This is a genomic window from Kitasatospora sp. NPDC034533 (assembly GCF_055575155.1).
The window spans coordinates 56,996-79,092 of sequence record NZ_JBVITE010000042.1 but is presented as its reverse complement, the minus strand read 5'-3'; the positions used below and the strand labels follow the sequence as shown (position 1 = coordinate 79,092).

Sequence of the window (22,097 nt, the reverse complement as noted above, 5' to 3'; positions counted from 1 at the left end):
ATGACCACCCGCCTGACCGCCAGCCCCGACAAAGTCGGGCAATACCTCCGCCCGAAACCCCTCGCGGCAGCCTAAATCAGTATCGAACGCCCTCTGAGACCTCGTACTACGTGCTCGGCCCCGACACCGAACCCGCCCCGCTCGGCCTGCGGACGCTGGTCGCCAACGCGTTCACCGCCGCCGACCAGACCGGCTTCGGCACCCTCCTGACGGCACACGCCGTCGTGGTCGTCCTGCTGCGGGCCAAGCAACTCGGCCAGACCCTGATCAGCTGGACCATCACCCGCCTGCCCGGCACGGTGTTCCTCGACCACACCGGCGACCCCACCGTGCTGGCCCGCGACCTCATCCACGAGGCCGGCCACAACTGGCTCAACGACGCCCTCGCCGCCGCCGGTTGCACGTTCGACGACCAGGCCGTCTTTCACTCCCCCTGGAGGGAGAGCAAGCGGCCCGCCTTCGGCTTCCTCCACGCCTGCTGGGCCTTCCCCCTCACCATGCTCTACACCGCCCGCGTCCTGGAGCACACCGAAGGCGACGTGCGAGCCTTCCTGACCGCCTACCTCGACCAGCAGCGCGGCCTCCTCGCCGCCAGCGCCGCCGACCACCCGCGCGCCCTCGAACTCGTCCACGACGAGGACCTGCGTGAGCGCCTGGCCGCCGTCCACCGCGGGGCGCTCACCCTGTGACCGCCGACCGCCCCACCTTCCCGGGCCCGACGTTGCTTGTTCGGAGTGAGCTCGTTTGTGGATCGAAGGTCAGTCGGTCGATCTGAGAGCGTCGAGCACGTCTTCAATCGTGAGATCGCTACGGTCTTTCAGGCTGTCCCACCTCATCAGGGTGCTGGCGGCTGCGTGCGCGAGGTCGGCGGGCAGGCCGGCGTCCGTCAGAGTCCGCGCCACATCCTGCATCTCTGGCACCCACCGCCAGGCTCGGGGGGCGACGGTGCGGAGGTAGTCCCGATCGGCCAGGAACGGGCCGGCCATCGTGTTGCCTTCGTCGATCAACTCAGCTGTCACCCCGTGGAGATCGGCGAGTGCGTGTGCGACGCCTACCAGGCTCCTGACGGCCTTCTGGTAGCTGGCGAACGCCAGCTTGAGCGCTGAGGCCGCACCGGCGTCCCGGTCGAGGCAGCGGGCAGTGACCAACGTGTTGTCGAAGATCTCGGCCACTTGCCTCGCCGCTGCCCGGTCGCCGGCAAGGTACAGACGTGCAGTAGTCGAACCGGCTGGTGGCGGGCCGATAATGGAGCCGTCGAGGAAGGTCGCACCTGCCTGGGAGACGGTACGGGCGATGTTCGTGGCCCGGCTGGGACTGATCGCATTCGCGTCCACGAAGATGCCCGCGAAGGTCGGGACAGCCGCCACGTCAGCCGCGACGTCCTCGGCGGCGGCCGGTGGGCAGATCGAGATCACGATCTCGCTCTGCCCGAGCGCGGTGCGCAGGTCATCGACGGGGAGCAGGCCCGCGTCATCGGCACGGCGCCGACTGCTCTCACTGCGGCCTTTCGGGAGCCACAGCACCCTGTGCCCGGCGGCGACGGCCTGGGCGGCAACGGCGGCACCCATCTGTCCCGGGTGCAGAACCGTGACGGTGCTCAACCGCGTCCCCCAGCTGGTAGTTCGTTACGGGCCCTTCTGTGCTGCATGATCCCATCCTGGAGGGACAACCCGATAGCCGAGGTACCGGCCGGGCTCGCAGCCAGCCGGCGCGCGAACTGACCGAGTCGTCGGCTGACGCTCTCTGTGGGTCGCCTGCTCGCGACGGCGATCACCGCGTCGATCTGGTGGGCTGCTCCTTCTATCTCGTCACCCGCCAGCTCAGCGAGGGCCAGGTCCATACGGGCAAGCGACAGCTCGCCCAGCCGCTGATTCTCCGGCGGGGCCGACTCGTAGAGTGCGACGGCCTCTTCGGCCAGGGCCGCTGCCTCCCTGTTGTTCGCGTCGCCGCCGAGCCACAGGCGAGTGGTGGCGGCGTAGAACCGTTGTTTGGCCAACGGGAAGGCGAGCATCCCGCCAGGGATGTCGTCATCGGCCGCTTGCTCCCGATACTCGTCGGCCCGGCGCAGGGCTGCCACGGCATCCTGCTCCTGACCGAGGCGGGCGTGCGCCCTTGCGGCGATGCTGGCGAGACGGATGTGGGCAGTTCCGTTTTCCGGGACGTACTGTTCGCCTGATTCCACCAGGCGGATCGCGTCGTGCGGGCGCTCCTCCCAGTAGCAGATCAGCGCTTGGGTGCCCCTGATCCACGATCGCAGTCCGTTGTGGCCGGCCTGTTCGGCGCAGACGAACGCGGTCCGGGCCTGGGTTTCCGCCTCGCGGTAGGCGCCGAGGTCGAAGCTCGCGTTGGCGAGGATTCCGCAGAGCACCGAGGCCGCCAGGTAGAGGTCGCTGGTGTACGCCGGAGGCTGTCGGCCTTCCAGAAGCTCGAAGCATCGGTCTCGAAGGGAGAGGACTTCCTCGAAGAGGGGGACGACCGGCCGATTGGGGTACGTGGAGACGATCCTGCGGATGTCGGCCGACAGCTGTTCGAGGCTGTGCGGGCCGACGTTGCTCTGTTCCGCGTAGGCGGCGAAGGAAGCCGATTCGCTGGCGGCTGTCATCAGCAGGTCCCGGGTGTGAGCGTCCGAGCCGGCGCTCGGCTCTATGCATTGTGCGGCAGGGAGACGCGAACTGCGCTCCCCCGCGGCGCGGGCAGGCCCGAACAGGTCCCGGGAGTTTCGCTGGAACAGGTGCTCCAAGACCCGCGCTGTCAGCGGCCTGGGCCCGCTGCCGTGTTGTCCGCGCGTCCATCTGGAGAACTGACGCTCTCCAATGGTGACCTTCGCCAGCGCGGGGTTGTGTTCGAGGCGCGCTACCTCGGCAGCAGCGGTTTGCAGTTGCCTGAGGAAGACGAGGTACTCACCCAGCCCGCGCTGCTGCACCAGGACCTGGAACAGGGAGATCTCTTGGTCTGACGCCATGACAACTCCGTACGGCGATCGATGGAACGGCCTCAGGTCAACGATCTCCGATCCCGGCCCGCGGTGGGAGAGGCAGGGGCGAAATGTCAGCACCCATGTCGGCTCATGTCGACCTGTGTCGGCTCGTGTCAGCGTGTGGTTACTAGCCGAAGTCGGTCGGACACGAGCAGGATTCCCCCTGTCGCGCCAGAAGAGCGCCGTCCGCCCGGGTGATCCAAGCGATGAACGATCACCCCAGTCGGAGCGGCAGGCCCGCCGCCGTAGCAAGCGGCTACGGCCCGGGGCAGTACGGCGCGCAGGCCAGAGGGGCATCAACTCGGAGACGACAGCCCCGACGTCTTGGCCATCTCCCCGCACAGTCTGGCGAAGGAGCAACACCGTGAGCTCACCCCACCCGCAGCGGCGCTTCCTCAGCGACCTGGTCGCCAACACCGTTGGCGCGGCTGCCGCCATCCACGTGAGTCCTGAGGGCCTCGTCCTGGGCACCTCGCCCGGAATCGGCCGTGACGAGGCGGACAAGTGGGCCGCCGTGATGTCGGCGCTGAGCGCCGTGAGCACCAACGGAGTTGACATCGTCGGCAGCGTCACCTCCATCAGGTACCCCTGGGGGCACAGCATCATCGAGGACCGGCTCGGCCGGAACCTCACGCTGGTCGGCGCGCCCGACCAGTCGATGCTCGCCGTGGTCGGCACCGAGGCCACGGACCTGGGTGAACTCCTGGACCGGATGATTCGTCTCGCGGAGCAGGGTCTCCTCGCTCTGGTGGCGGCGTGAAGGCGGCGCCGGCCGGGAAGGCCGCACGGGGCTGTCGACGCCCCCGCCCCCTTCCCGACGTCCTGATCGCCCCGCACTTCGTTGACCCGTGCAGCCCCGGCATGGCCGGGCTCGCTTCCTACCTGGCCCGGCGCGGTGCACGGGTGACCGTCGCGCCGCGGCAGGACGGCCGCGACGACGAGTTGCTCCAGCGCCTCGCCCGCGCCGGAGCCGTGCTGCAGCCCGTGGTGCCGGGCGTGACGACGTCGCTGGTCTGGGGCGGAGACGGCGCTGCGGTGCACGAGATCCTCGATCGTGCGGCCGGTCAGGGCCTGCCGAGCATGGGCTACTCCCGCGCGCTGGAGCTGCTGGGCGGCACCGCGCCCACCGTCGTGGCCGTCGTGGGCAGCCACTCCACCGCGATGGCCGCCGCCGCCCTGACTTGTGCCCTGACCGCCCTCGACCCGGGCTGGATTCTGACCGCCGCCCCGCACGGCGACGCGCCCGGCTACGACGGCAGCGGCGAGGTCCTGGTGGTGGACCTGTGCCCCGACACCGCTCTCCACGAGGCCGCCCCGCCGGGCTGGCGACACCGCACTCTGGGCTCGGGCCTGCGCCCGGCGGTCACGCTGGTCACCGCCGTGGACCAAGCACCGCCGATGTTCGCAACCCGCGAGGAAGCGCTGGACGACATCGAGGCCCTGGCCCGCTGCAGCGAGAGCGTGGTGGTGTGGGCCGGGCAGCCTGGCTGCGACGAGCTGCTGGAGCGCCTGCGCCGCGGTCCGGGCCCGCGGGTGGTGACGGTGGGCCGGGGGCAGGGCATGGACGTGCAGATTCTCCGTCTGCTCTGGAGCGGGAAGGACCACCACCTCACCATCCAGGCGGGCGGCGAGCGGGTCGCGCTCGCCGTACCCGTCGCGGGCACCAGGTCCGCCCTCGGCGTCGCGGCGGCGCTCGCGGCCGGATGGGCCCTCGGGGTATCCGGCTCCGACCTCGTCGACGGGCTCGGCGCGTTCGCCGGGGCCGACCGGTCGCTGACCCGCCTGGGCACGGTCCGCCGCGTCACCGTGATGGAGTCCCGCGCACAGCACCCTGAGGAGATCGCCGCCGATCTCCAGGGGGCGCAGATGCTCACCGAGGGGGCGGTGATCGCGGTGTACGAGCCGGTTGGTCACCTGCGCACCGCCGCGCTCGCCGACCGGATCACCGAGGCCCTGGCCGCCGCCGACCACACGGTGTTGCTGCCCGTCCTCTCCACTCTGGCCCGCTCCCAGCTCCACACCGACGGCATCAGCGCGCTCGCCAGCGCCCTCGACGATGCCGGCGGCCAGGACGGCGGCACGCTCGTGGTCCCCGAGCCCGGACCCTGCGGGATGGGCGCCGAGGAGGTGGCCGCTTCCCTCGCCCGCGCCGACGACGTGATCGTCACCATCGGCGCCGAGGCCGCCCGCCGCAGCGGCCCGAAGCTGCTGGCCGCCCTCGACCGGCCCGCCCAGTAGCAGCACACCCCACCCCTGATCGCGCTACAAGGAGCTTTCGTCATGCCCGTTTCCCTCCCCGACCGGCCGGACCTGTCCGAGGCCGACGTCCTGCTGCTGCGCCAGGTGGCCGGTGGTCACCTCATCGAACCGGTCAGCCGTGCCACGGGCCTCGCCGCCAAGGAGGTCAACCCCGCCATCAAGGCGCTGACGGCCCGGCTCGGCACGCCGTACCGCCACCGCGCCGCCGCTCTCGGCGCGGCCTGGGGGTGGGTGCGTCCCGAGGACGTGCCCGTGTCCCACCCGACCGGCCTGCCCCTGCCCGCTCAGCAGCAGAGGGTGCTCGCCGGCCTGGTCTCCGGCGAGGCGCCTGCGGCGACCGCGACGCGCCTTCGCCTGAGCACGAGCACCATCCGCACCTACACCCAGAGCATCCTGCGCACCCTGGGCGTCCGCTCCCGGCAGCAGGCGGCGGCCCTCGCCGTCCTCGCAGACATCGTGCCGCTGAGCGCCCTGGGCGACGGCTGGCCGGACGCCCGGCTCTCCGAGACCACCAGCCCGCCTGCGCAGCAGCAGGCGAGTTGATGCCAGACCCCCGGCCGTAGCCGCGCAGTCGCCCCACCCGCCCCGAGGCCGCCGCGAAGACCTGTCCGGCGAAGCCCCCGCCATCCTCTCCGCCCAGCGTCAGGACCACCATGTCCCAGCCCATGTCCGTCCCGCCGATCGAGGAGCACGCCCTGATCGGCAACCTGCGCACCGCCGCCCTCGTCTCCGGCGACGCGACGCTCAACTGGTTGTGTTGGCCCCGGTTCGACTCCTCCGCCGTGTTCAGCGCGCTGCTCGGCGACGACGAGCACGGCTTCTGGCGCGTCGCCCCCGCTCGCGACGGCGACGGTGCGCCGACGCCCAGGACCCGGCGGCGCTACGCGGGCAACTCCGCGGTGCTGGAGCAGGAGTGGAGCACCCCGCTGGGCTCGGCTCGCGTCACGCTCTTCATGCCGGCGCCCGACGCGACGGGCTACGCCCCGGCCCGGGTCGTGTGGGTGGTGGAGGGCCTGACCGGCCAGGTGGATTTTGCCTCCGAGTTCCACCCGCGCCCCGGCTACGGGATTCACCGCCCCGTCCTCAACCGCGTGGAGCACAGCGGGCAGGCCCGACTCGTGGCCACCAGCGAGCACGATTCCTACTGCCTCGACGGTCCGCTCCACAGTGTCGGCCAGCAGGGCCCCTGCCGCGCCGACTTCACGATGGCAGCCGGCCAGAAGGTGGTGCTCGCGCTCTCATGGCAGCCCGCCGACCTGCCGTTGCCCGCGCCCACCGATGGCCTGGCCGAACTCGCGAACACCCTGCGCTTCTGGGAGTCCTGGGCGTCCGCGTGCACCTACCAGGGCCCGCACCGGGCCGTGGTCCTGCGGGCGCTGGTGACCCTCAAGCTGCTGTGTTCCGCGGACGGGGGGATGGTCGCGGCCCCCACCACGTCGCTGCCCGAGGCTCTGGGCGGCGAGCGCAACTGGGACTACCGCTTTGCGTGGCTGCGCGACTGGTCGCTGGCGGTCAAGACGCTGGTCAGGTGCGGATTCCTGGACGAGGCCAGGATCTTCCGCGAGTGGCTGCTGGCCTACGTCGACCCGACCGATCCGGGCGTGCTCTACGGCGTCGGCGGCGAGACCGGCATGGAGGAGTACGTCCTGGACCACCTGCCCGGCTACGAGGGGTCGCGTCCGGTCCGGGTGGGTAACGGCGCCGCTGGCCAGCTCCAGCTCGACGTGCCCGGGGAGGTGGCCGACGCTCTGCTGGCCGCCGAGGACGCTGGGCTCGCCCCCGACCCGGACGCCGACCGGTGGCTACTCCTCCAGGCCGACGTGCTGGAGCAGCGGTGGCGCGAACCGGACGAGGGAATCTGGGAGGTGCGCGGGCCGCGCCGGCACTTCACCCACTCCAAGATCCTCGCCTGGGTCTTCTTCGACCGGCTCGTCACGCTGCTGGAGCGCCGGGCTGCCGTCGACCCGGCGAGGTTGGAGCACCTGCGCGGGGTGCGCGAGCAGATCCACGCCGACGTGTGCACGTGGGGTCTGGACCTGCAGCGTGGGGTGTTCACCCAGTACTACGGCGGCGAGGACCTGGATGCCTCCCTCCTGCTGATCCCCGCGCTGGGATTCCTGCCCGGCGACGACAAGCGGGTGATCGCCACGGTGGAGGCCGTTCAGCGCGAACTCGCCACCCCGGATGGCCTGGTCCACCGCTACCCGACCCACGCGGCGAGCGGTGCGAACGTCGACGGCCTGGCCGGGCACGAGGGCGCTTTCCTGCCCTGCGCGTTCTGGCTCGCCGATGCGCTCAAGGCGATCGGATACCGGGAGGCGGCATCCGAACTGCTCAACCGCCTTCTGGTGCTGCGCAACGACGTCGGGCTTCTCGCCGAGGAGTACGACCCGGTGAGCGAACGCCAGCTGGGGAACTACCCGCAGGCGTTCAGCATGCTCGCGCTCGTCGACTCCTGCCTCGCCCAGCAGCACCAGGCGGTTGCGCTGCCCACCCAGCGCAGGCCCGCACCGGCCATGCTCACCGCTGTGGAGGCGCAGTGACTCACGGCTCGGTGAGCAACACCATCGGCGGCTCCTCCCAGCTCCAGACCGCCGTGCAGGCACGCGACATCCACACCATCCACTTCCACCCCGAGCGGCGGGCCTGGCCAACCCCTCGGCAACTGCCCGCAGTACCCGCGGTCTTCACCGACCGCTCGGACGCGCTCGCCTTCCTGGACACGGCACTGGCCGACCCGCCGCCGACCACCGCGCCGGTCGCGGTGATCAGCGGCCCGGACGGAATCGGGAAGCGGACCCTCGCCGCCCGCTGGGGCCACCGGGCCGCCGAACGGTTCCCGGACGGCCAACTGGTCGCCCGGTTGCGCGCCGCCGGCCGCCCGGCCCCGGTCGGCGAGGTGACCCGAGTCCTGCTCCGGGCGCTCGGTCTCGGCAACGGCGCGGTGCTGCCCTGGCACACCGAGGAGTTGCTGGCGCTTTGGCGGTCGGTGACCGCTACCCGGCGGCTGCTGGTGGTGCTGGAGGACACCGATGCAGCCGAGCAGGTCCTCCCGCTCGTGCCCGCCAGCCCGCAGTGTGCGGTCGTCGTCACCTGCTCGGCGCCCCTTCCCTCGCTCGCCGCCCACGGCGCACGCCACCACCGTCTGGAGGCGCTCTCACCCGAGCACGCCCTCCTGCTGCTCGGCCGGATCGTCGGCGAACAGCGCGTCCACGCCGGGCCGCAGGCCGCCGCCGCGCTGGTCCTGGCCTGCGGCGGCAACCCGCTCGCGGTCGGCCTTGCCGCCGGGGAGGCCGTGCTCGACCCGGCCCGGCCGCTCAGCGCTCACCCGGTGCTCGCCGCACCCACAACCACAGAGACCGTCACGATGACGACCGCGCTCGTCTACGAGTCGCTGCCCGAACCCGAGTCCCGGCTGCTGCGGCACCTGGCGCTGCTGCCCGCACCCGACTTCGACGTGCTCACAGCCGCCGCGGCGACCGCGACCCCGGTCGTCCAAACCGGGCAGCTGCTCCAAGACCTCACCGCCCGGCACCTGTTGGAGCACACCGGCCGATGTACCGGCCGCGGCGAGGTGTACCAGCTCCGGCCCGCCCTGCGCGACAGCTTCCGGACCGCCGCAGTCGGCGCCGACTCGAACAAGATCCGGGCCCTGGTCGTCCAGCGCTACCTGGACGTCCTGACCGCCACCGCGCACGCCACCGTCCAGCAGCTCACCCCGCACCACCGCGTGCTGCCCCGGCAGCACCGCCACCTGCCCAGCGAACCGATCCGCTTCGACAGCGAGCACAGCGCGCTGGCCTGGCTGGAGGCCATCGCACCCGCCGTCCAGCCCGCCCTCGACGCCGCCCGCGAACTCGGCGAGCACCAGGCGCTGACCGTCCTGGTCCACGACCTGTGGCCGCTCTTCCACCGCCTGCGGCGGCTCGATCTCAGCGTGTCCGCCCACGAGCAGGGCCTGCGCTCCGCCAAGCTCTGGGGCGACCGCATGGCGATCCGCGAGATGACCACCACTCTGGCCCTCGCTCTGAAAGGGACCGGCCGCCTCGCCGACGCCCGACAGCGCTACCAGGAGGCTCTCGACCTGGCCACTGCCGACGAGGACCTTGGCGGGATCGCCCAGTGCACGATGGGCATCGGCGCGTCCCTGTGGGCCGGCGATCACTACGCCGACGCGAAGCCCCACCTCATCGAGGCGGCCCGCCTCTACGACGACCTCGAAGACCTTCGCGGTGCCGCGCTGGCGGACATCCTGCTCGGCTCGGCCGCTGCCCGCCAGGGCTTCCCGGACGACGGCGTGGCGCCGCTCTCGGAGGCCCACGCGAGTCTGGCCCTGCTCAAGCCGCCCGACCCGCTCAACGCCGCCAGGGCCCTGGCCTTCCTCGGCGAAGCCCACTCCCTGGCCGGGCGGCATGACCTCGCCGTCACCGCCCTCACCCAAGCCCGGCAGATGTTCGAGGACATCGGCCACGCCCACTGGTTTGCCCACGCCACGGAGTTCCTCGGCCAGGATGCCGATCGCGCGGGGGCGAAGGAGGTGGCGCTCGCCTGGTACGGCGCCAGCCTCGACCGGTACGCCGCGCTGGCCAGCTTGAGGGACATGGAGCGCCTCGACGCCCGGATCACCCGGGTGAACGCCCCGTGATCGCAAGCCCCGACGACTTCGGCTGCCCTGCCGCTCGCTGGAAGGCGTGACCCGAGGCAGTCGGTTCCTGGACACCCGGCCGGTCCTGCTTCACCTGGCCGGATGTCCGCCGGTGGCCGGCACCGCCCGCCGGTCACCACCGACAGTGGCGGCCCGTACGCTGTCGGTTCCGAACTGTACGGCTGGCCCGTGCAGTTGACTGCTCATCACATGAGAGGGAGTCCCCATGCCCGACACGATGGAGACCGACGTGACCAGCGCTGATACCCCCGAGCAGTTGCGCTCGGCGATGACGGACAAGCTGCTCGCCGAGGGCAAGATCATCAGTGAAGGCGTCGAGCGCGCGTTCCGCACGGTGCCGCGCGAGGTCTTCGTCCCCGAGGCGCCCGCCAAGCAGGCGTACGACGTGGACGATGTCGTGATTACCAAGCGGAACGAACACGGCGTCGCGATCAGCTCGGTCTCCGCTCCCCGCATCCAGGCGTTCATGCTGGAGCAGGCCGACCTCCAGCCCGGACACCGAGTCCTGGAGATCGGCTCCAGCGGCACCAACGCCGCGATGATCGCCGAGATCGTCGGCGAGACCGGCGAGGTGACGACCCTGGACATCGACCAAGACGTCACCGACCGGGCCACCCGGGGACTGGCCGCCACCGGCTACGACCGCGTCAACGTCGTCCTCGGCGACGGCGAACAGGGCTGCCCCGAGCACGCCCCCTTCGACCGCATCCTCGTCACCGTGGGGGCCTGGGACATCCCGCCGGCCTGGGTGAACCAGCTCACCGAGCACGGCACCATCACGGTCCCGCTGCGGATGCGCGGCGTCTCCCGCTCGGTCTCCCTGCGCCGCGACGGCGACCGCCTGGTGAGCGTGTCCGCCGAAATGGCCGGGTTCGTGCGGATGCAGGGCGAGGGCGCGCACGAGGAGCAGCTGCTGCTCCTACACGGCGAGGAGGTCGGACTGCGGTTCGACGAGGAGCCGCCGACCGGTGCCGACAAGCTGACCGGCGCGCTGGACACCGAGCGCGTGGAGGAGTGGACCGCGGTGACGGTCGGGCAGACCGAGCCGTTCGACTCCCTGCACCTGTGGCTGGCCAGCGCGCTGCCGGGGTTCTGCATGCTGTCCGCCAGGGCGGGGACCAAGCTCGTCGCTCCGCAGAACCGGATGGCCTGTCCGGCGATGACCGACGGGGCGAGCCTGGCCCACCTCGCGCTGCGCAAGGTCAGCGACGAGCCGAAGACGTTCGAGTTCGGCGCGCACGGCTACGGGCCCGACGCGGCGAAGCTCGCCGCCGAGCTGGCCGAGCAGGTCCGGGTCTGGGACCGCGCCCACCGCTCCGGCCCGGGGCCGAAGTTCACCGTCTACCCGGCCGGGACGCCGGACGACTTGCTGGGTGAGGACCGCGTCATCGACAAGCGGCACACCCGCATCACGATCTCCTGGCCCTGATCTTCGGGGCCAGGCCAAAGAAGGAAACCGACAACCCAAGGAGGGGATCAGCATGGCGCCTCAGACGCTCATCGCGCCGGAGACCGAGAACACCACGGTCACCAGCCTCGACGGCTCGGAGTTCGACCTCGACCCGACCATCGTGGAGAGCGGGGACGTGTTCGCGCACCTGCTTCGCGACACGAACGACAACTGTGGCAGCACCTGCTCCGGCAGCGCCTGCGCCAGCGGCGGCGGCAACGTCGCCTGATGTGAACAGCTGAACGCTCGGCGGGCGGACCGGGGACCGAAGCGTCCTGGTCCGCCCGCCGGGCCCATGTCCGTCTTCTCGTGGGGGTGAGCGTTGTACCGCGCCGTGGATGCCGTCCTGCTCAGGGCGGGAGCCGTACAGGTCGAGCAGGACTGGCCGGACCTGGCCGGCGGGGACAGCGCGCAGTGGACGGCCTGGCTGCAACGGGTCTGGTCGAACGAGGAGCTCGCCCAGGCGGTGATGGTGGCGAGTCCCGTGGTGGCCGACCGGGTCATGGCGGTGGCCGCCGGGCAGGTCCTGCCGACGCGTCAGCTGCGGCGCCTGACCGTGTCTGTCCTGCGCTACCTGCTGCGAGCTCACGGCAGGGCGACGCCCTTCGGCCTGTTCGCCGGAATCGCCCCGGCGCGGATCGGGGAGCGCCTGGCCCTGTCCTTCGGCAGCGGGCACCGCGCGGTGGCCCGGCCGGACGCGGCGTGGCTGTCGGCCGCCATCACCGCCATGGAGGCCGACCCGGATCTGCTGGACCGGCTGCCGGTGGTGGCGAACCCGCTGTGCTTCAACCAGGGCGACCGCCTCGTGGTGCCATGGCAGGCCAACCCGACTCCCGGGGGCGATCCGCGAGAGGTCGCCGTCCGGCGCACCCGGCCCGTCGAAGCGGTGCTCGCCGCCGCCGTCTTACCGGTGCGAGTCGAGGCGCTGGCCAGACAGCTCACCGCGGACTTCCCCACCGCCGCCACCGTCACGGTGCGGGGCCTGCTGTCCTCGCTGGTTTCCCAGCGGGTTCTGCTGACCGCTCTTCGGCCGCCGATGACGGCCGCCGACCCGCTCGCCCACGTCCTCGCGGCCCTCGACCAGGCCCAGGCCGACACCGTTCCCACCATCGCCCCGCTGCTCAAGGTGCTGCGCGACACCCGCCAGGCCCTGCGCCACCACGACACCGCGAAGGTCCCGGCCGAGGCGGCCGCCGTGCGCTCCGCCATCGCCACGGCGATGGCGAAGGCCCTGCCCGGCGAGAAGCCGTTGATGGTGGACCTGCTGCTGGATGCCGCCCTCACTCTCCCGCGCCAGGTCGCGGTCGAGGCCGAGGCCGCCGTGAGCGCACTGACCCGCCTCACCCCCCAGCCCGGCGGGCTCCCGGCCTGGCGGGACTACCGGGACCGCTACCTGGACCGGTACGGCGCCGGCGCTGTCGTTCCCGTCCTGGAGATCACCAACCCGAACTCCGGGCTCGGCTTCCCCGCCCGCTACCGCGAGGCCGTGCACGAGATACCCCGCCCGGCCCTGAACGGCCGTGACGCCCGGCTCCTCGCCCTGGCCCAGGCCGCCGCCATCGAGGGGCGCACCGAAACCGTCCTGGACGACCAGGCCGTCACCGCCCTCGCCCGCCTCGCCCCCGGTCACCACGCCCAGCCCCACGCCGAGCTGACGTTCACCCTCAGCGCGCCCACCCGAGCCCACCTGGACAGCGGGGCCTTCACTCTCACCGTGACCGGAACGCCCCGGGCCGCCGGGACCACCACCGGCCGGTTCCTGTCCCTGCTCGACCCGGGCGAGTGCGACCGGATGACCGGCGCGTACGCAGCCCTGCCGACCCTGGCCGCCGAGGCGATCCCCGTGCAGGTGTCCGCCCCGCCCCTGCACGCCCGGGTCCAGAACGTCGGCCGCGCCCCCGCCGTCCTTCCCCAGTTCCTGCCGCTGGCCGAACACCCGGCCCCCGCCGCAGGCGAGGTGCTGGACGTGCGCGACCTCGCGGTGTGCGGCGACCACGAGCGGATGTGGCTGCTCTCCCTGTCCACCGGCCGGCCGGTCGAACCGCGGGTCATGACGGCGGTCGAGTTCCGCAACAACACCCAGCCCCTGGCCCGGTTCCTCTGCGAGATCACCACCGCCCACACCCCCACCTACACCGGCTTCGACTGGGGCGCGGCCGGACAACTGCCCTTCCTGCCCCGGGTCCGCTACCGCCGCACCGTCCTGACCCCGGCCCGCTGGCGCCTTGCCGCCGCCGACCTGCCGCCGGCCTCCGCCCCCTGGCCGACGTGGCGGCAGGCCGCCGAACGGTGGCTTACCCTCTACCGTGTCCCGGATCGGGTGTTCCTCACCCAGCACGACCTGCGCCTTCGCCTGAACCTGGACGAGAGCGCGCATCTGGTGCTGCTGCGCGATCACCTCGCCGACCATCCGGCGGCCGAGCTGACCGAGGCGCCCGCCGCCGACGCGTTCGGCTGGATCGATGGCCGCCCTCACGAGATCACCATGCCGTTGGCCAGCACCGTGGCGCCCGTCCCCGCCGCCCGCCGCCGCATCCCCGTACGGCTGCGCGCCGCTGGCCACCTGCCCGGCGCCACCGGCTACCTGTCGGCGAAGATCTACGGCCACCCCCACCGGCACGCGGAGATCCTGACCACCCACCTGCCCGCGCTGCTCGCCGCCTTCGACACCGAGCCCGAGTGGTGGTTCCTGCACTACAAGGACCCGGACCCGCACCTGCGGCTGCGCCTTCCCCTGCCGGACACGGCCGCCTACGGCCCGGCCGCCCTGCACGTCGGCACCTGGGCCGCCCGGCTGCGCGACCTCGGCCTCATCACCCACCTCCAGCTGGACACCTACCAGCCCGAAGCCGGCCGCTACGGCCACGGCCGGGCGCTGGCCGCAGCGGAGGCGGTGTTCGCCGCCGACTCCCGCGCCGTCGTCGCCCAGCTGCGCCTGATCGCCGCCTCAGGGCTCGACCCGCGAGCGGTCACCGGGGCCGGCATGGCGGCCCTGGCCGCCGGCTTCCACGGCACCGAGGCCGGGATGCGCTGGCTCACCTCCACCATCCCGCCCAGCTCGCCCACCCCGGTCGCGCGTGAGGTGCACCAGCAGGCCGTCCGCCTCGCCAACCCCGACCAGGACTGGGCAGCGCTGCGCGAAACGCCCGCCGGCGCCGCCGTCGCCGACGCCTGGGCGCACCGGACCCTGGCGCTGGCCGCCTACCGCGACCAGCTCACCGCCGCCGACCCCGACGACGACCAGGTGCTCCTGTCCCTGCTGCACATGCACCACGTGCGCGCCCTCGGGATCGACCGCGACAGCGAACGGCTCTGCCACCGCCTGGCCCGCGCCGGCGCGCTCACCTACACCGCGAAGGCCACACGGTGAACCGGGCCGCCCAGTCCTTGGCCAAGGGAGCGGCGGGCCAAGCCCTGCTGCACATCGAGCAGGCCGCCACAGGCCACGGCAGCTGGCACAGCGTCCACGCCCACCTGGCCGAGGCCATGCACGGCGGCGTCAGCGCGGGCCCCGGCATGGGCCTGTTCTACGGAGCGCCAGCTGCCGCCTACGCCGTCCACACCGCGACCATCGGGCCCGGCCGCTACCAGCGGGCGATCCGGGCCCTGGACGAGGCCGTGGAGACCACGACCCGCGCCCGGCTCGCCGCCGCACACACCCGCATCGACCGCGGCCTGACCCCCGAGTTCGCCGAGTACGACCTGCTCTACGGACTGACCGGCATCGGCGCACACCTGCTGCGCCATCACCGAGGCGGCGAGCTGCTGGAGGAAGTCCTCGCCTACCTGGTGCGCCTGACCGACCCGCTGCCCAACGGCCTGCCCGGCTGGTGGACCCACCTCGCCCCCTCTGGCGAGCGCTCACCGCAGTATCTGGGCGGGCACGGCAACCTCGGCCTGGCCCACGGCATCGCAGGCCCCCTGGCCCTGCTGTCGCTGGCCACCCGCCACGGCGTCACCGTGCTCGGTCAGCCGGTGGCCATCCGCCGCATCCTGGCGTGGCTCGACGCCTGGCGCCAGGACGGACCCACCGGAGCGTGGTGGCCCGAAGTCGTCACCCGCCCCGAGGAAGCAGCCCGTCGTACCCGCCAGCGCGGACCGCTGCGCCCGTCGTGGTGCTACGGCACCCCCGGGCTCGCCCGGGCGCAGCAGCTCGCGGGCCTCGCGCTCGCCGACACCGCCCGCCGGCAGCTCGCCGAGGCCGCGGTGCTCGACTGCCTCACCGACCCGACTCAGCTCGGCCGGCTGCCCGACGACGGCGGGCTGTGCCACGGCACCGCCGGGCTCTACCAGAGCGTGTGGCGCATCGCCCAGGACAGCACCAGCCCGCAGTTCGCCGAACACCTGGACGTGCTCGCCGCTCTGCTGCCCGAGCCGGGCGAGGAACTGGCGGGCCTGCTCGACGGGACCACCGGCGCCGCCCTGGCCCAGGCTACCGCCGCCACCGGCGCGGCGCTGTCCGGCTGGGACTCCTGCCTGCTCCTCAACTGACCGACCCGGAAGGCGCCGTGACCGCGACCAGCATGCTCCAGCTGCACGTCCGCTTCACCGACCAGGCCGCCGCCGAACCGGCGGCCCTCGCCCGGCTGCGCCCGGCGCTCCTCGATGCCGAGGCCGCCAAGCACCTGGAGAGCTGGCACTTCGTCCGCAAGGGCGAGGTGTGGCGGGTGCGCTACCAGGTCCCGGACGGCGCCGACCCGGCCCCGGTCATCGGGATGCTCACCGCCGCGCTCGCCGACCCGAGGGTGAGCGGCTGGACGCAGGTCGTCTACGAGCCCGAGGTCCACGCCTTCGGCGGCGAGCAGGGGATGGACGCCGCGCACCTGCTCTTCCATCAGGACAGCCGCCGGGTGCTCGACCACCTCGCCGCCCCCGGCGAGCGGGACCGGCGGCGCGAGCTGGCGATCCTCCTGGTGACCGCCCTCCTGCGGGGCGCCGGACAGGAGTGGTACGAGCAGGGCGACGTCTGGGCCAAGGTCGCGGCCCACCGGCAGGCCGAGGACGACCTGGAGCAGCTGGCCCGCCTCGGCCCGGCCCTGCAGCGGCTGGTCAGCGTGGACACCGCCCCGGGGAGCACCCTGTACAGCGGGCCGCTCGCCTTCGCCGCGCCGTGGCTCGACGTCCATGCCCGAGCCGGCCGCCGCCTGGTGCGCCTGGCCCACGACGGGCAGCTGACCCGGGGCCTGCGCGCGGTCCTCGCGCACCACGTGCTGTTCCACTTCAACCGGATGGGCCTGAGCCCCGCCGTTCAGGGCGCCATTGCGTCCACCGCCAGCAGCCTCGTGTTCGGTAAGGAGTGACATGGACTTGAACCGTCTTCGCTCGATCGCCGCCCGCTTCCCCCTCGCCCCACGGCACCGGCCCCCGTGCCCGCCGCTTCCGGTCCGGATACAGCGCCTGGACGAGCAGGCCCGCAAGGCTGAGGCACAGGGTGACGCGACCGGCGCCTCCGCCGTCCACAACCTCGCCGCCCTGATCGCCTGCGACCTCGGCCTGCACGACCTTGCCCGCCGCCTGTGCGCCGACCATGCCCGGCTCTTCCTCGACGCCGCGCCGCTGGCGGCCAAGGACGCCTGCCACTCGCTCGCACCCATCGTCAACGTCGCCAACCTCCTGATCCGCGAAGGCGACGCCGACGAGGCGTTCGACGTCCTCCGGGCACTCCACGAAGCAGTCACCACCCGCACCGACACCACCGTGGCGGGCATCGCGGTGCCCGTCACCGCCCTGACCGCCTACGACGAGGACCACCAGGAGGTCGTGCAGTGGACGCGCGGCACCTTCCTGGTCGACGGCTCCCGGGCCCTGGCCCGCGCCGGGCGGTGGAAGGAGGCCCACGCCCACCTGGACGGCCCGGGGATGGTCGGACGGCGCATGTTCGAGGGCCGCCAGATCGCCGTACTCGCCACAGCGCTCGGCGGCGACACCGGCGGCGCGCTCGCGCTGCTGGCCTCCACCCTGCCGGGCGACCCCTGGGAGGCTACCGTCACCGCCTGCCTGGCCGCCGTGTGTCAGGCCGTCGCTGACCCCACCGGGATGCTGGACTCCTACGAGCAGCACGCAGTCGACCCGCAGAACGCGGTTTTCAACACCCGGCTCGGCCTCGCCCTTCTCGACACCGCGGGCGTCACCGGCCATCCGCGAGCCCAGGGCACCGCCCGGTTCCTGATCGCTCGGACGCTGGAGCACGGCGATGGCTACGCGGCCCGCGACGTCCTCGCCCACCCGGCCGTCGCCGCCGCCCTCACACTCGCCGAACGGCAGCAGATCGCCGAGAGCGTGTCCGCCTGCGGCTTGGACCAGGGCGAGCTGCCGGCCGACCTGCACGAGACCTTCAGTGCCGCCCTCGACCGCGCCGCCTCGGTGCTCACCCGCAGTCTGGCCGCCAGCCGATAGGGAGCGTATGGACTACAGCACTTGGCCCCTGGTCGTCGTCGTGGACGTGGAGGGCAACGGCGCCCAGCCGCCGGACCTGGTGGAGCTGGCCGCCGTCCCGGTGGTGAACGGCAGCCCGGTGTCCGCCTCGACCCGCTCCACCCTGATCCGACCGCCCCGGCCGATCAGCCCGATGGCCGTGCGGGTGCACGGCATCACGAACCAGGCCGTCGCCTCCGCGCCGACGTGGCCGCATATCGGCGAGCGGGTGCGCGCCGACCTGGAGGGCGCGTGGATCGCCGCGCACAACGCCCACGTGGATTACGGCGTCTTGTCCCGGCACCTGCCGGGGTGGCAGCCGGCCGGGGTGCTGGACACCCTGCGCCTGGCGCGCGCGACCTACCCGCAGGCCGCCGGGTACGGCCTGGACGCGCTGATCGAGTTGTGCGGCATCGACCTGTCTGCCGTCCCCGGGAAGCGCCACCGAGCCGCCTTCGACGCCCACGCAGCGGCCCTGCTGCTGATCCACCTCGCCGGGCACCACGCCACCTGGACCGCCCTGCTGGCCGCCGCCGTCCCGCCCGGCCTGCCCGGCCACCCCCAGCCGCAGGAAGACCCGACCTTGTGGTGAGCGGCCCGGCCCGAATCGAAAACGTGGTCTTCGTGGTCTTCGACCCGGGCTCGCCGAGAACCGCCGGGAACCTCCCGGCGCTTGGATGCGAAATCGAACAGGGAGCAGGATCAACCGCCATGGAAGAGCTGCTGCAAGTCGCCAACTTGGTTGCTAATAAGCTGAATTCGCGCTTCAAGGACGATCCCGAGAAGCTTCGGATGCTGCAAGGGCTCAAGGTCCAGGAGGAGGCCGGCGAACTCGCCCAGGCCATCATCGGAGCGCTCGGACTCAATCCGAACAAGGGCCGCTCCCACACCTGGGACCACGTGCGCGCCGAGGCGTGCGACACCGCCCTCACCGCCCTCGTCACGCTCTGCATGCTCGGCGGCGACCCCGAATGGTTTCTCACCGAGCACCTGCGCACCATCCGCACCAAGGCCGAGGGCTGGGAGGCCACCGCTTGACCACAACCACCACCGGGCCGGTCGCGGACGAGCAACTGGAGTTCAGCGGCGACCGGCGCCGCGTCGAGGCCACCCGGGCCATCACCGTCACCGCGATGGCTCGCCGCCTGCCCCAGGTCGTCGCCCGCGCCTACGCCCTTACCTGGCGCATCGAACCCCGCTCCGCCGCGCTCCTGCTCACCTGCCAGATCCTGTCCGCCGTTCTCGGCGCCACCGGCCTGTTCGCCACCGCCAACGGCATCAGCGCCGTCTTCGCCGCCGGGGCAACGACCAGCCGCCTGACGGCGGCCCTGCCCTCCATCCTCGTCATCGCCACGACCGCCGGGCTGCGCCGCCTGCTCGGCATCGTCAACCAGACCATCACGGTGCGTCTGTCCCCCCGCATTGCCCGCGAGGCCGAGGCGACGGTGCTGCGCGCCACCCTCGCCACCGAGCTGACCGCCTACGACCACTCCGGGTACTCCGACGACCTGGAGGCGGCCGACCGGGGCGCGGAGATGTGCGTCGAGATCCTGGGCGAGGCCCAGAACCTGCTCGCCTCGCTCGGCTCGCTGATCGGCGCGGCCTCCGTCATCGCCTACCTCCACCCGCTGCTGCTTCCGCTGCTGGTCCTGGCCGCGCTGCCGCAAGGGCTGGCCTCGGTGCGCGCCGCCCGGGTGCAGTACCTCGCCGGCCGCGACGCCATGGCGGACCGGCGGATCATGGCGAACCTGCGCTGGTACATCCACGTCAAGGCCCAGGCCGACCAGGTCCGCTCCGACACGATGAGTGGCTTCCTGATGGCCAAGTACGACCAGGTCGGTCGGCGCCTGGACCGCAACGCGAAGGACGCCGCCGCGGCGACCGCGAAGGTGTCCGTCCTCGGCGCGCTCGCCTCCGGGCTCGGCGCCGGGATCGTGTGGGCGACGATGGCGTGGCTGGTCAGCAGCGGCCGGATGAGCCTGCCCCACGGCGGGGCGGCCGTCGTCGTCCTCACCTCGGTCTCCAACAGCCTGGCCGGGATCGTCGGCTACGGCGCCTACCTGTTCCGCATCGGCATGTACCTGGACGACCTCTTCGGCTTCCTCGACAACGCCGGGGGCTTCGCCCTGCGCACCGGTACCCACCGGCCCGCCCCACCCCTCCAGGTGGCCGTCAAGGAACTGACCTACTCCTACCCGGCCAGCGAGCGCACCTCGCTCAACGGCGTGACCCTGCACGTCGACCGGGGGGAGATCGTGGCGCTCGTCGGGGAGAACGGCTCCGGCAAGACCACGCTCGCCAAGTGCCTCGCCGGCCTCTACACTCCGGAGCCCGGTGCCGGCGCGGTGGAGTGGGACGGCACCGACACCCGGACCATGGACCCGCAGGCGATGTGGCAGCAGGTCGCCGTCGTCCCGCAGAACTACGCCCGCTGGCCCCTGACCGCCCGGGAGAACATCACCTTGGGCCAGCCCCACGACGAAGGCGACGACGAGGCGTTGTGGGCCGCCGCCAGGGCCTCCGGCGCGGACGAGGTGCTGGCCGAGCTGCGCTCGGGCCTGGGCACGCTCCTCGCGGTGGAGTGGCTGGGCGGCGAGGAACTGTCCGGCGGCCAGTGGCAGCGCATCGCGCTGGCCCGCGCCTTCTACCGCCGGGCCGGGCTGCTGGTGATGGACGAGCCCACCGCGGCCCTCGATCCCCGCGCGGAGCATCGGATCTTCACCAACCTGCGCGCACTCGCCAGTGACAAGGCCGTGGTGCTGGTGACGCACCGGCTCACCAATGTCGCCATCGCCGACCGGATCGTGGTCCTGGACCACGGCGAGGTCATCCAGTGCGGCACCTTCGAGGAACTGGTGGCCGACACCGGCGGCCGGTTCCGGGAGCTGTGGGACCTCCAGAACGACCGCACGGGCATCCCCGCGCAGCGCACCCCGGAAGAGGAGAACGCGTGATCTCGTACAAGCTGCTCGTCGAACAGGCCCTGGCCGAGGGCGTCCAGAAGGTCGCGGCCGGAACGGTCGTCCGCGACCAGCAGGGCCGCCTCCTCATGCTGCGCCGCACGCAGGACGACGTGCTCCCCGGCCTGTGGGACTACCCGGCCGGCGGACTGGACGACGGCGAGGACCCCCGGGACGGTGCGATCCGGGAGCTGGCCGAGGAGACCGGCATCCACTGCCCCGACATCGAGTACGTGCGGGCCCTGGACTTCGTCGACCCCCGGGGCCGCCTGATCCGCCAGTTCGTCTTCACCTGCACCGTCCCGGACGGGACGGCGGTGACCCTCTCCGAGCACGACGCCCACGGCTGGTTCCACCCGGACGAGCTGCCGCCGACCAGCGACGGCCACCGCGAGGTGATCACCTGGCTCACCCACCGCCTCGCCGCCGGATGGAAGCCCGCCGGGCAGTACCTGGCCACGATCGACCGGCCGATGACGTACGCCTGCTTCCTGGTGCGCGACCACGAGGGCCGCGTCCTCGGCATGCGCAACTCCGTGGACACCGAACGCTGGGACTGGCCCGGCGGGAACTCCGAGCCCGGCGAGTCCCCGTTCGAGACCGCGCTGCGCGAGGCCCGCGAGGAGATCGGCCTCGACCTCCTCGCGGAGAACCCGGACCCGGTCGGCCGGCAGCGGCTGATCGCCGTCATCCACCAGCAGGCCGACCACGTCCGACCCGTGGCGTCGATCGGCTGGGTCTTCGACGGCGGCACGCTCACCGAGGAGCAGCAGGCCCGCATCGTCCTCGACCCGGCCGAGCACTGCGAGCACCGCTTCGAGACGGCCTACGACTGGCGCCACCACATGACTCCCGAGGAGTACCGGGAGCGGCTCCAGGTGCTGCGCGCCGCCCGCTCCGGCCGGGTGCTCTACCTCCAGCGCCCGACCCCGCCCGAGCAGGACTTCGAAGGCGTCGTCGTGTTCGTCACCACGCCTGACGGCGAGCTGCTGGTGCACCACCGGGACGACAAGGAGGGCATCGCCTGGCCCGGACACCGGACCCCCATCGGCGGATGGCGCGAGGACGACGAGACGCCGCCCGAGACCGCGACCCGGGAGGTGTTCGAGGAAGCCGGGATCACCATCACCGACGTCCGGGAGCTGCCCGGCCCCCGCCACGAGCGCGTCTCCGCGATGACCCGCGTCCTGCACGCGGTGTACACCGGCCCGAAGGACGCGATCCGGCTCGGCGACGAAGGCGTGGGCATCGCCTGGGTGCCCTTCGCCGAAGTCGCCGCGCTCCAGACCCCGCCGTACGTCGCCCACTACCTCGACCGGATCGGAGCCTGAACCAGGCTGCGCCCGTCAACATTTGTAGACGGGCGCAGCG

Annotated in this window: 18 protein-coding genes; 16 read left to right on the top strand and 2 right to left on the bottom strand. The window is 72.6% G+C overall.

Features of this window, described 5'->3' with window-relative positions:
* The first annotated feature begins 110 nt into the window (after positions 1-110).
* Positions 111-689, top strand: coding sequence for an aKG-HExxH-type peptide beta-hydroxylase (locus ACZ55U_RS25960; protein WP_465529474.1), 579 nt, complete (start codon positions 111-113; stop codon positions 687-689).
* Positions 690-758: 69 nt separating this feature from the next.
* Here the strand turns inward: ACZ55U_RS25960 and ACZ55U_RS25955 are convergent, their stop codons facing one another.
* The gene (locus tag ACZ55U_RS25955; protein WP_465529472.1) at positions 759-1,601 is read right to left on the bottom strand and encodes an NAD(P)-dependent oxidoreductase; all 843 of its coding nucleotides are present in this window, start codon (positions 1,599-1,601) and stop codon (positions 759-761) included.
* Positions 1,598-2,962, bottom strand: a complete 1,365-nt coding sequence (locus ACZ55U_RS25950; protein ID WP_465529470.1) for a hypothetical protein — start codon at positions 2,960-2,962, stop codon at positions 1,598-1,600. Before ACZ55U_RS25950 ends, ACZ55U_RS25955 begins: the two co-directional genes overlap by 4 nt.
* Before the next feature lie 379 nt (positions 2,963-3,341).
* On the opposite strand from ACZ55U_RS25950, the gene ACZ55U_RS25945 reads away from it, so the two are divergent.
* From ACZ55U_RS25945 to ACZ55U_RS25875, 15 genes are all read left to right on the top strand, one after another.
* Positions 3,342-3,737 carry a roadblock/LC7 domain-containing protein gene (locus ACZ55U_RS25945; RefSeq protein WP_465529468.1) on the top strand — a complete coding sequence of 132 codons (396 nt, stop codon included), beginning with the start codon at positions 3,342-3,344 and terminating at the stop codon, positions 3,735-3,737.
* A gap of 101 nt (positions 3,738-3,838) precedes the next feature.
* Positions 3,839-5,215, top strand: coding sequence for a Mur ligase domain-containing protein (locus tag ACZ55U_RS25940; protein WP_465529466.1), 1,377 nt, complete (start codon positions 3,839-3,841; stop codon positions 5,213-5,215).
* A 42-nt stretch (positions 5,216-5,257) separates the two neighbouring features.
* Complete coding sequence (locus ACZ55U_RS25935; RefSeq protein WP_465529464.1) at positions 5,258-5,779, top strand: helix-turn-helix transcriptional regulator; 522 nt, start codon at positions 5,258-5,260, stop codon at positions 5,777-5,779.
* A gap of 110 nt (positions 5,780-5,889) precedes the next feature.
* Positions 5,890-7,779 carry a glycoside hydrolase family 15 protein gene (locus ACZ55U_RS25930; protein ID WP_465529462.1) on the top strand — a complete coding sequence of 630 codons (1,890 nt, stop codon included), beginning with the start codon at positions 5,890-5,892 and terminating at the stop codon, positions 7,777-7,779.
* Between the two features lie 11 nt (positions 7,780-7,790).
* The gene (locus ACZ55U_RS25925) at positions 7,791-9,881 is read left to right on the top strand and encodes a hypothetical protein (protein ID WP_465529460.1); all 2,091 of its coding nucleotides are present in this window, start codon (positions 7,791-7,793) and stop codon (positions 9,879-9,881) included.
* Positions 9,882-10,107: 226 nt separating this feature from the next.
* Entirely contained in the window at positions 10,108-11,331 is a 1,224-nt protein-coding gene (gene fxlM / locus ACZ55U_RS25920) for a methyltransferase, FxLD system (protein ID WP_465529458.1), read from the top strand.
* 52 nt (positions 11,332-11,383) lie between these two features.
* Positions 11,384-11,581: an FxLD family lanthipeptide gene (locus ACZ55U_RS25915; RefSeq protein ID WP_465529456.1), complete on the top strand. Its 198-nt coding sequence runs from the start codon at positions 11,384-11,386 to the stop codon at positions 11,579-11,581.
* A gap of 93 nt (positions 11,582-11,674) precedes the next feature.
* Complete coding sequence (locus ACZ55U_RS25910; RefSeq protein WP_465529454.1) at positions 11,675-14,722, top strand: lantibiotic dehydratase; 3,048 nt, start codon at positions 11,675-11,677, stop codon at positions 14,720-14,722.
* Complete coding sequence (locus ACZ55U_RS25905; RefSeq protein WP_465529452.1) at positions 14,719-15,843, top strand: lanthionine synthetase C family protein; 1,125 nt, start codon at positions 14,719-14,721, stop codon at positions 15,841-15,843. The genes ACZ55U_RS25910 and ACZ55U_RS25905 overlap by 4 nt, the downstream gene beginning before the upstream one ends.
* Positions 15,844-15,860: 17 nt before the next feature.
* Positions 15,861-16,652 carry a thiopeptide-type bacteriocin biosynthesis protein gene (locus ACZ55U_RS25900; RefSeq protein WP_465529450.1) on the top strand — a complete coding sequence of 264 codons (792 nt, stop codon included), beginning with the start codon at positions 15,861-15,863 and terminating at the stop codon, positions 16,650-16,652.
* 1 nt (position 16,653) lies between these two features.
* Complete coding sequence (locus tag ACZ55U_RS25895) at positions 16,654-17,748, top strand: hypothetical protein (protein WP_465529448.1); 1,095 nt, start codon at positions 16,654-16,656, stop codon at positions 17,746-17,748.
* A 7-nt stretch (positions 17,749-17,755) separates the two neighbouring features.
* Entirely contained in the window at positions 17,756-18,358 is a 603-nt protein-coding gene (locus ACZ55U_RS25890) for a 3'-5' exonuclease (RefSeq protein WP_465529446.1), read from the top strand.
* A 119-nt stretch (positions 18,359-18,477) separates the two neighbouring features.
* Positions 18,478-18,804 carry a MazG-like family protein gene (locus ACZ55U_RS25885; protein ID WP_465529444.1) on the top strand — a complete coding sequence of 109 codons (327 nt, stop codon included), beginning with the start codon at positions 18,478-18,480 and terminating at the stop codon, positions 18,802-18,804.
* A complete protein-coding gene (locus tag ACZ55U_RS25880) occupies positions 18,801-20,720 on the top strand; it encodes an ABC transporter ATP-binding protein (RefSeq protein WP_465529442.1) in 1,920 nt (639 codons plus the stop codon). The genes ACZ55U_RS25885 and ACZ55U_RS25880 overlap by 4 nt, the downstream gene beginning before the upstream one ends.
* Positions 20,717-22,057 carry an NUDIX domain-containing protein gene (locus ACZ55U_RS25875; RefSeq protein WP_465529440.1) on the top strand — a complete coding sequence of 447 codons (1,341 nt, stop codon included), beginning with the start codon at positions 20,717-20,719 and terminating at the stop codon, positions 22,055-22,057. Before ACZ55U_RS25880 ends, ACZ55U_RS25875 begins: the two co-directional genes overlap by 4 nt.
* Positions 22,058-22,097 lie beyond the last annotated feature (40 nt).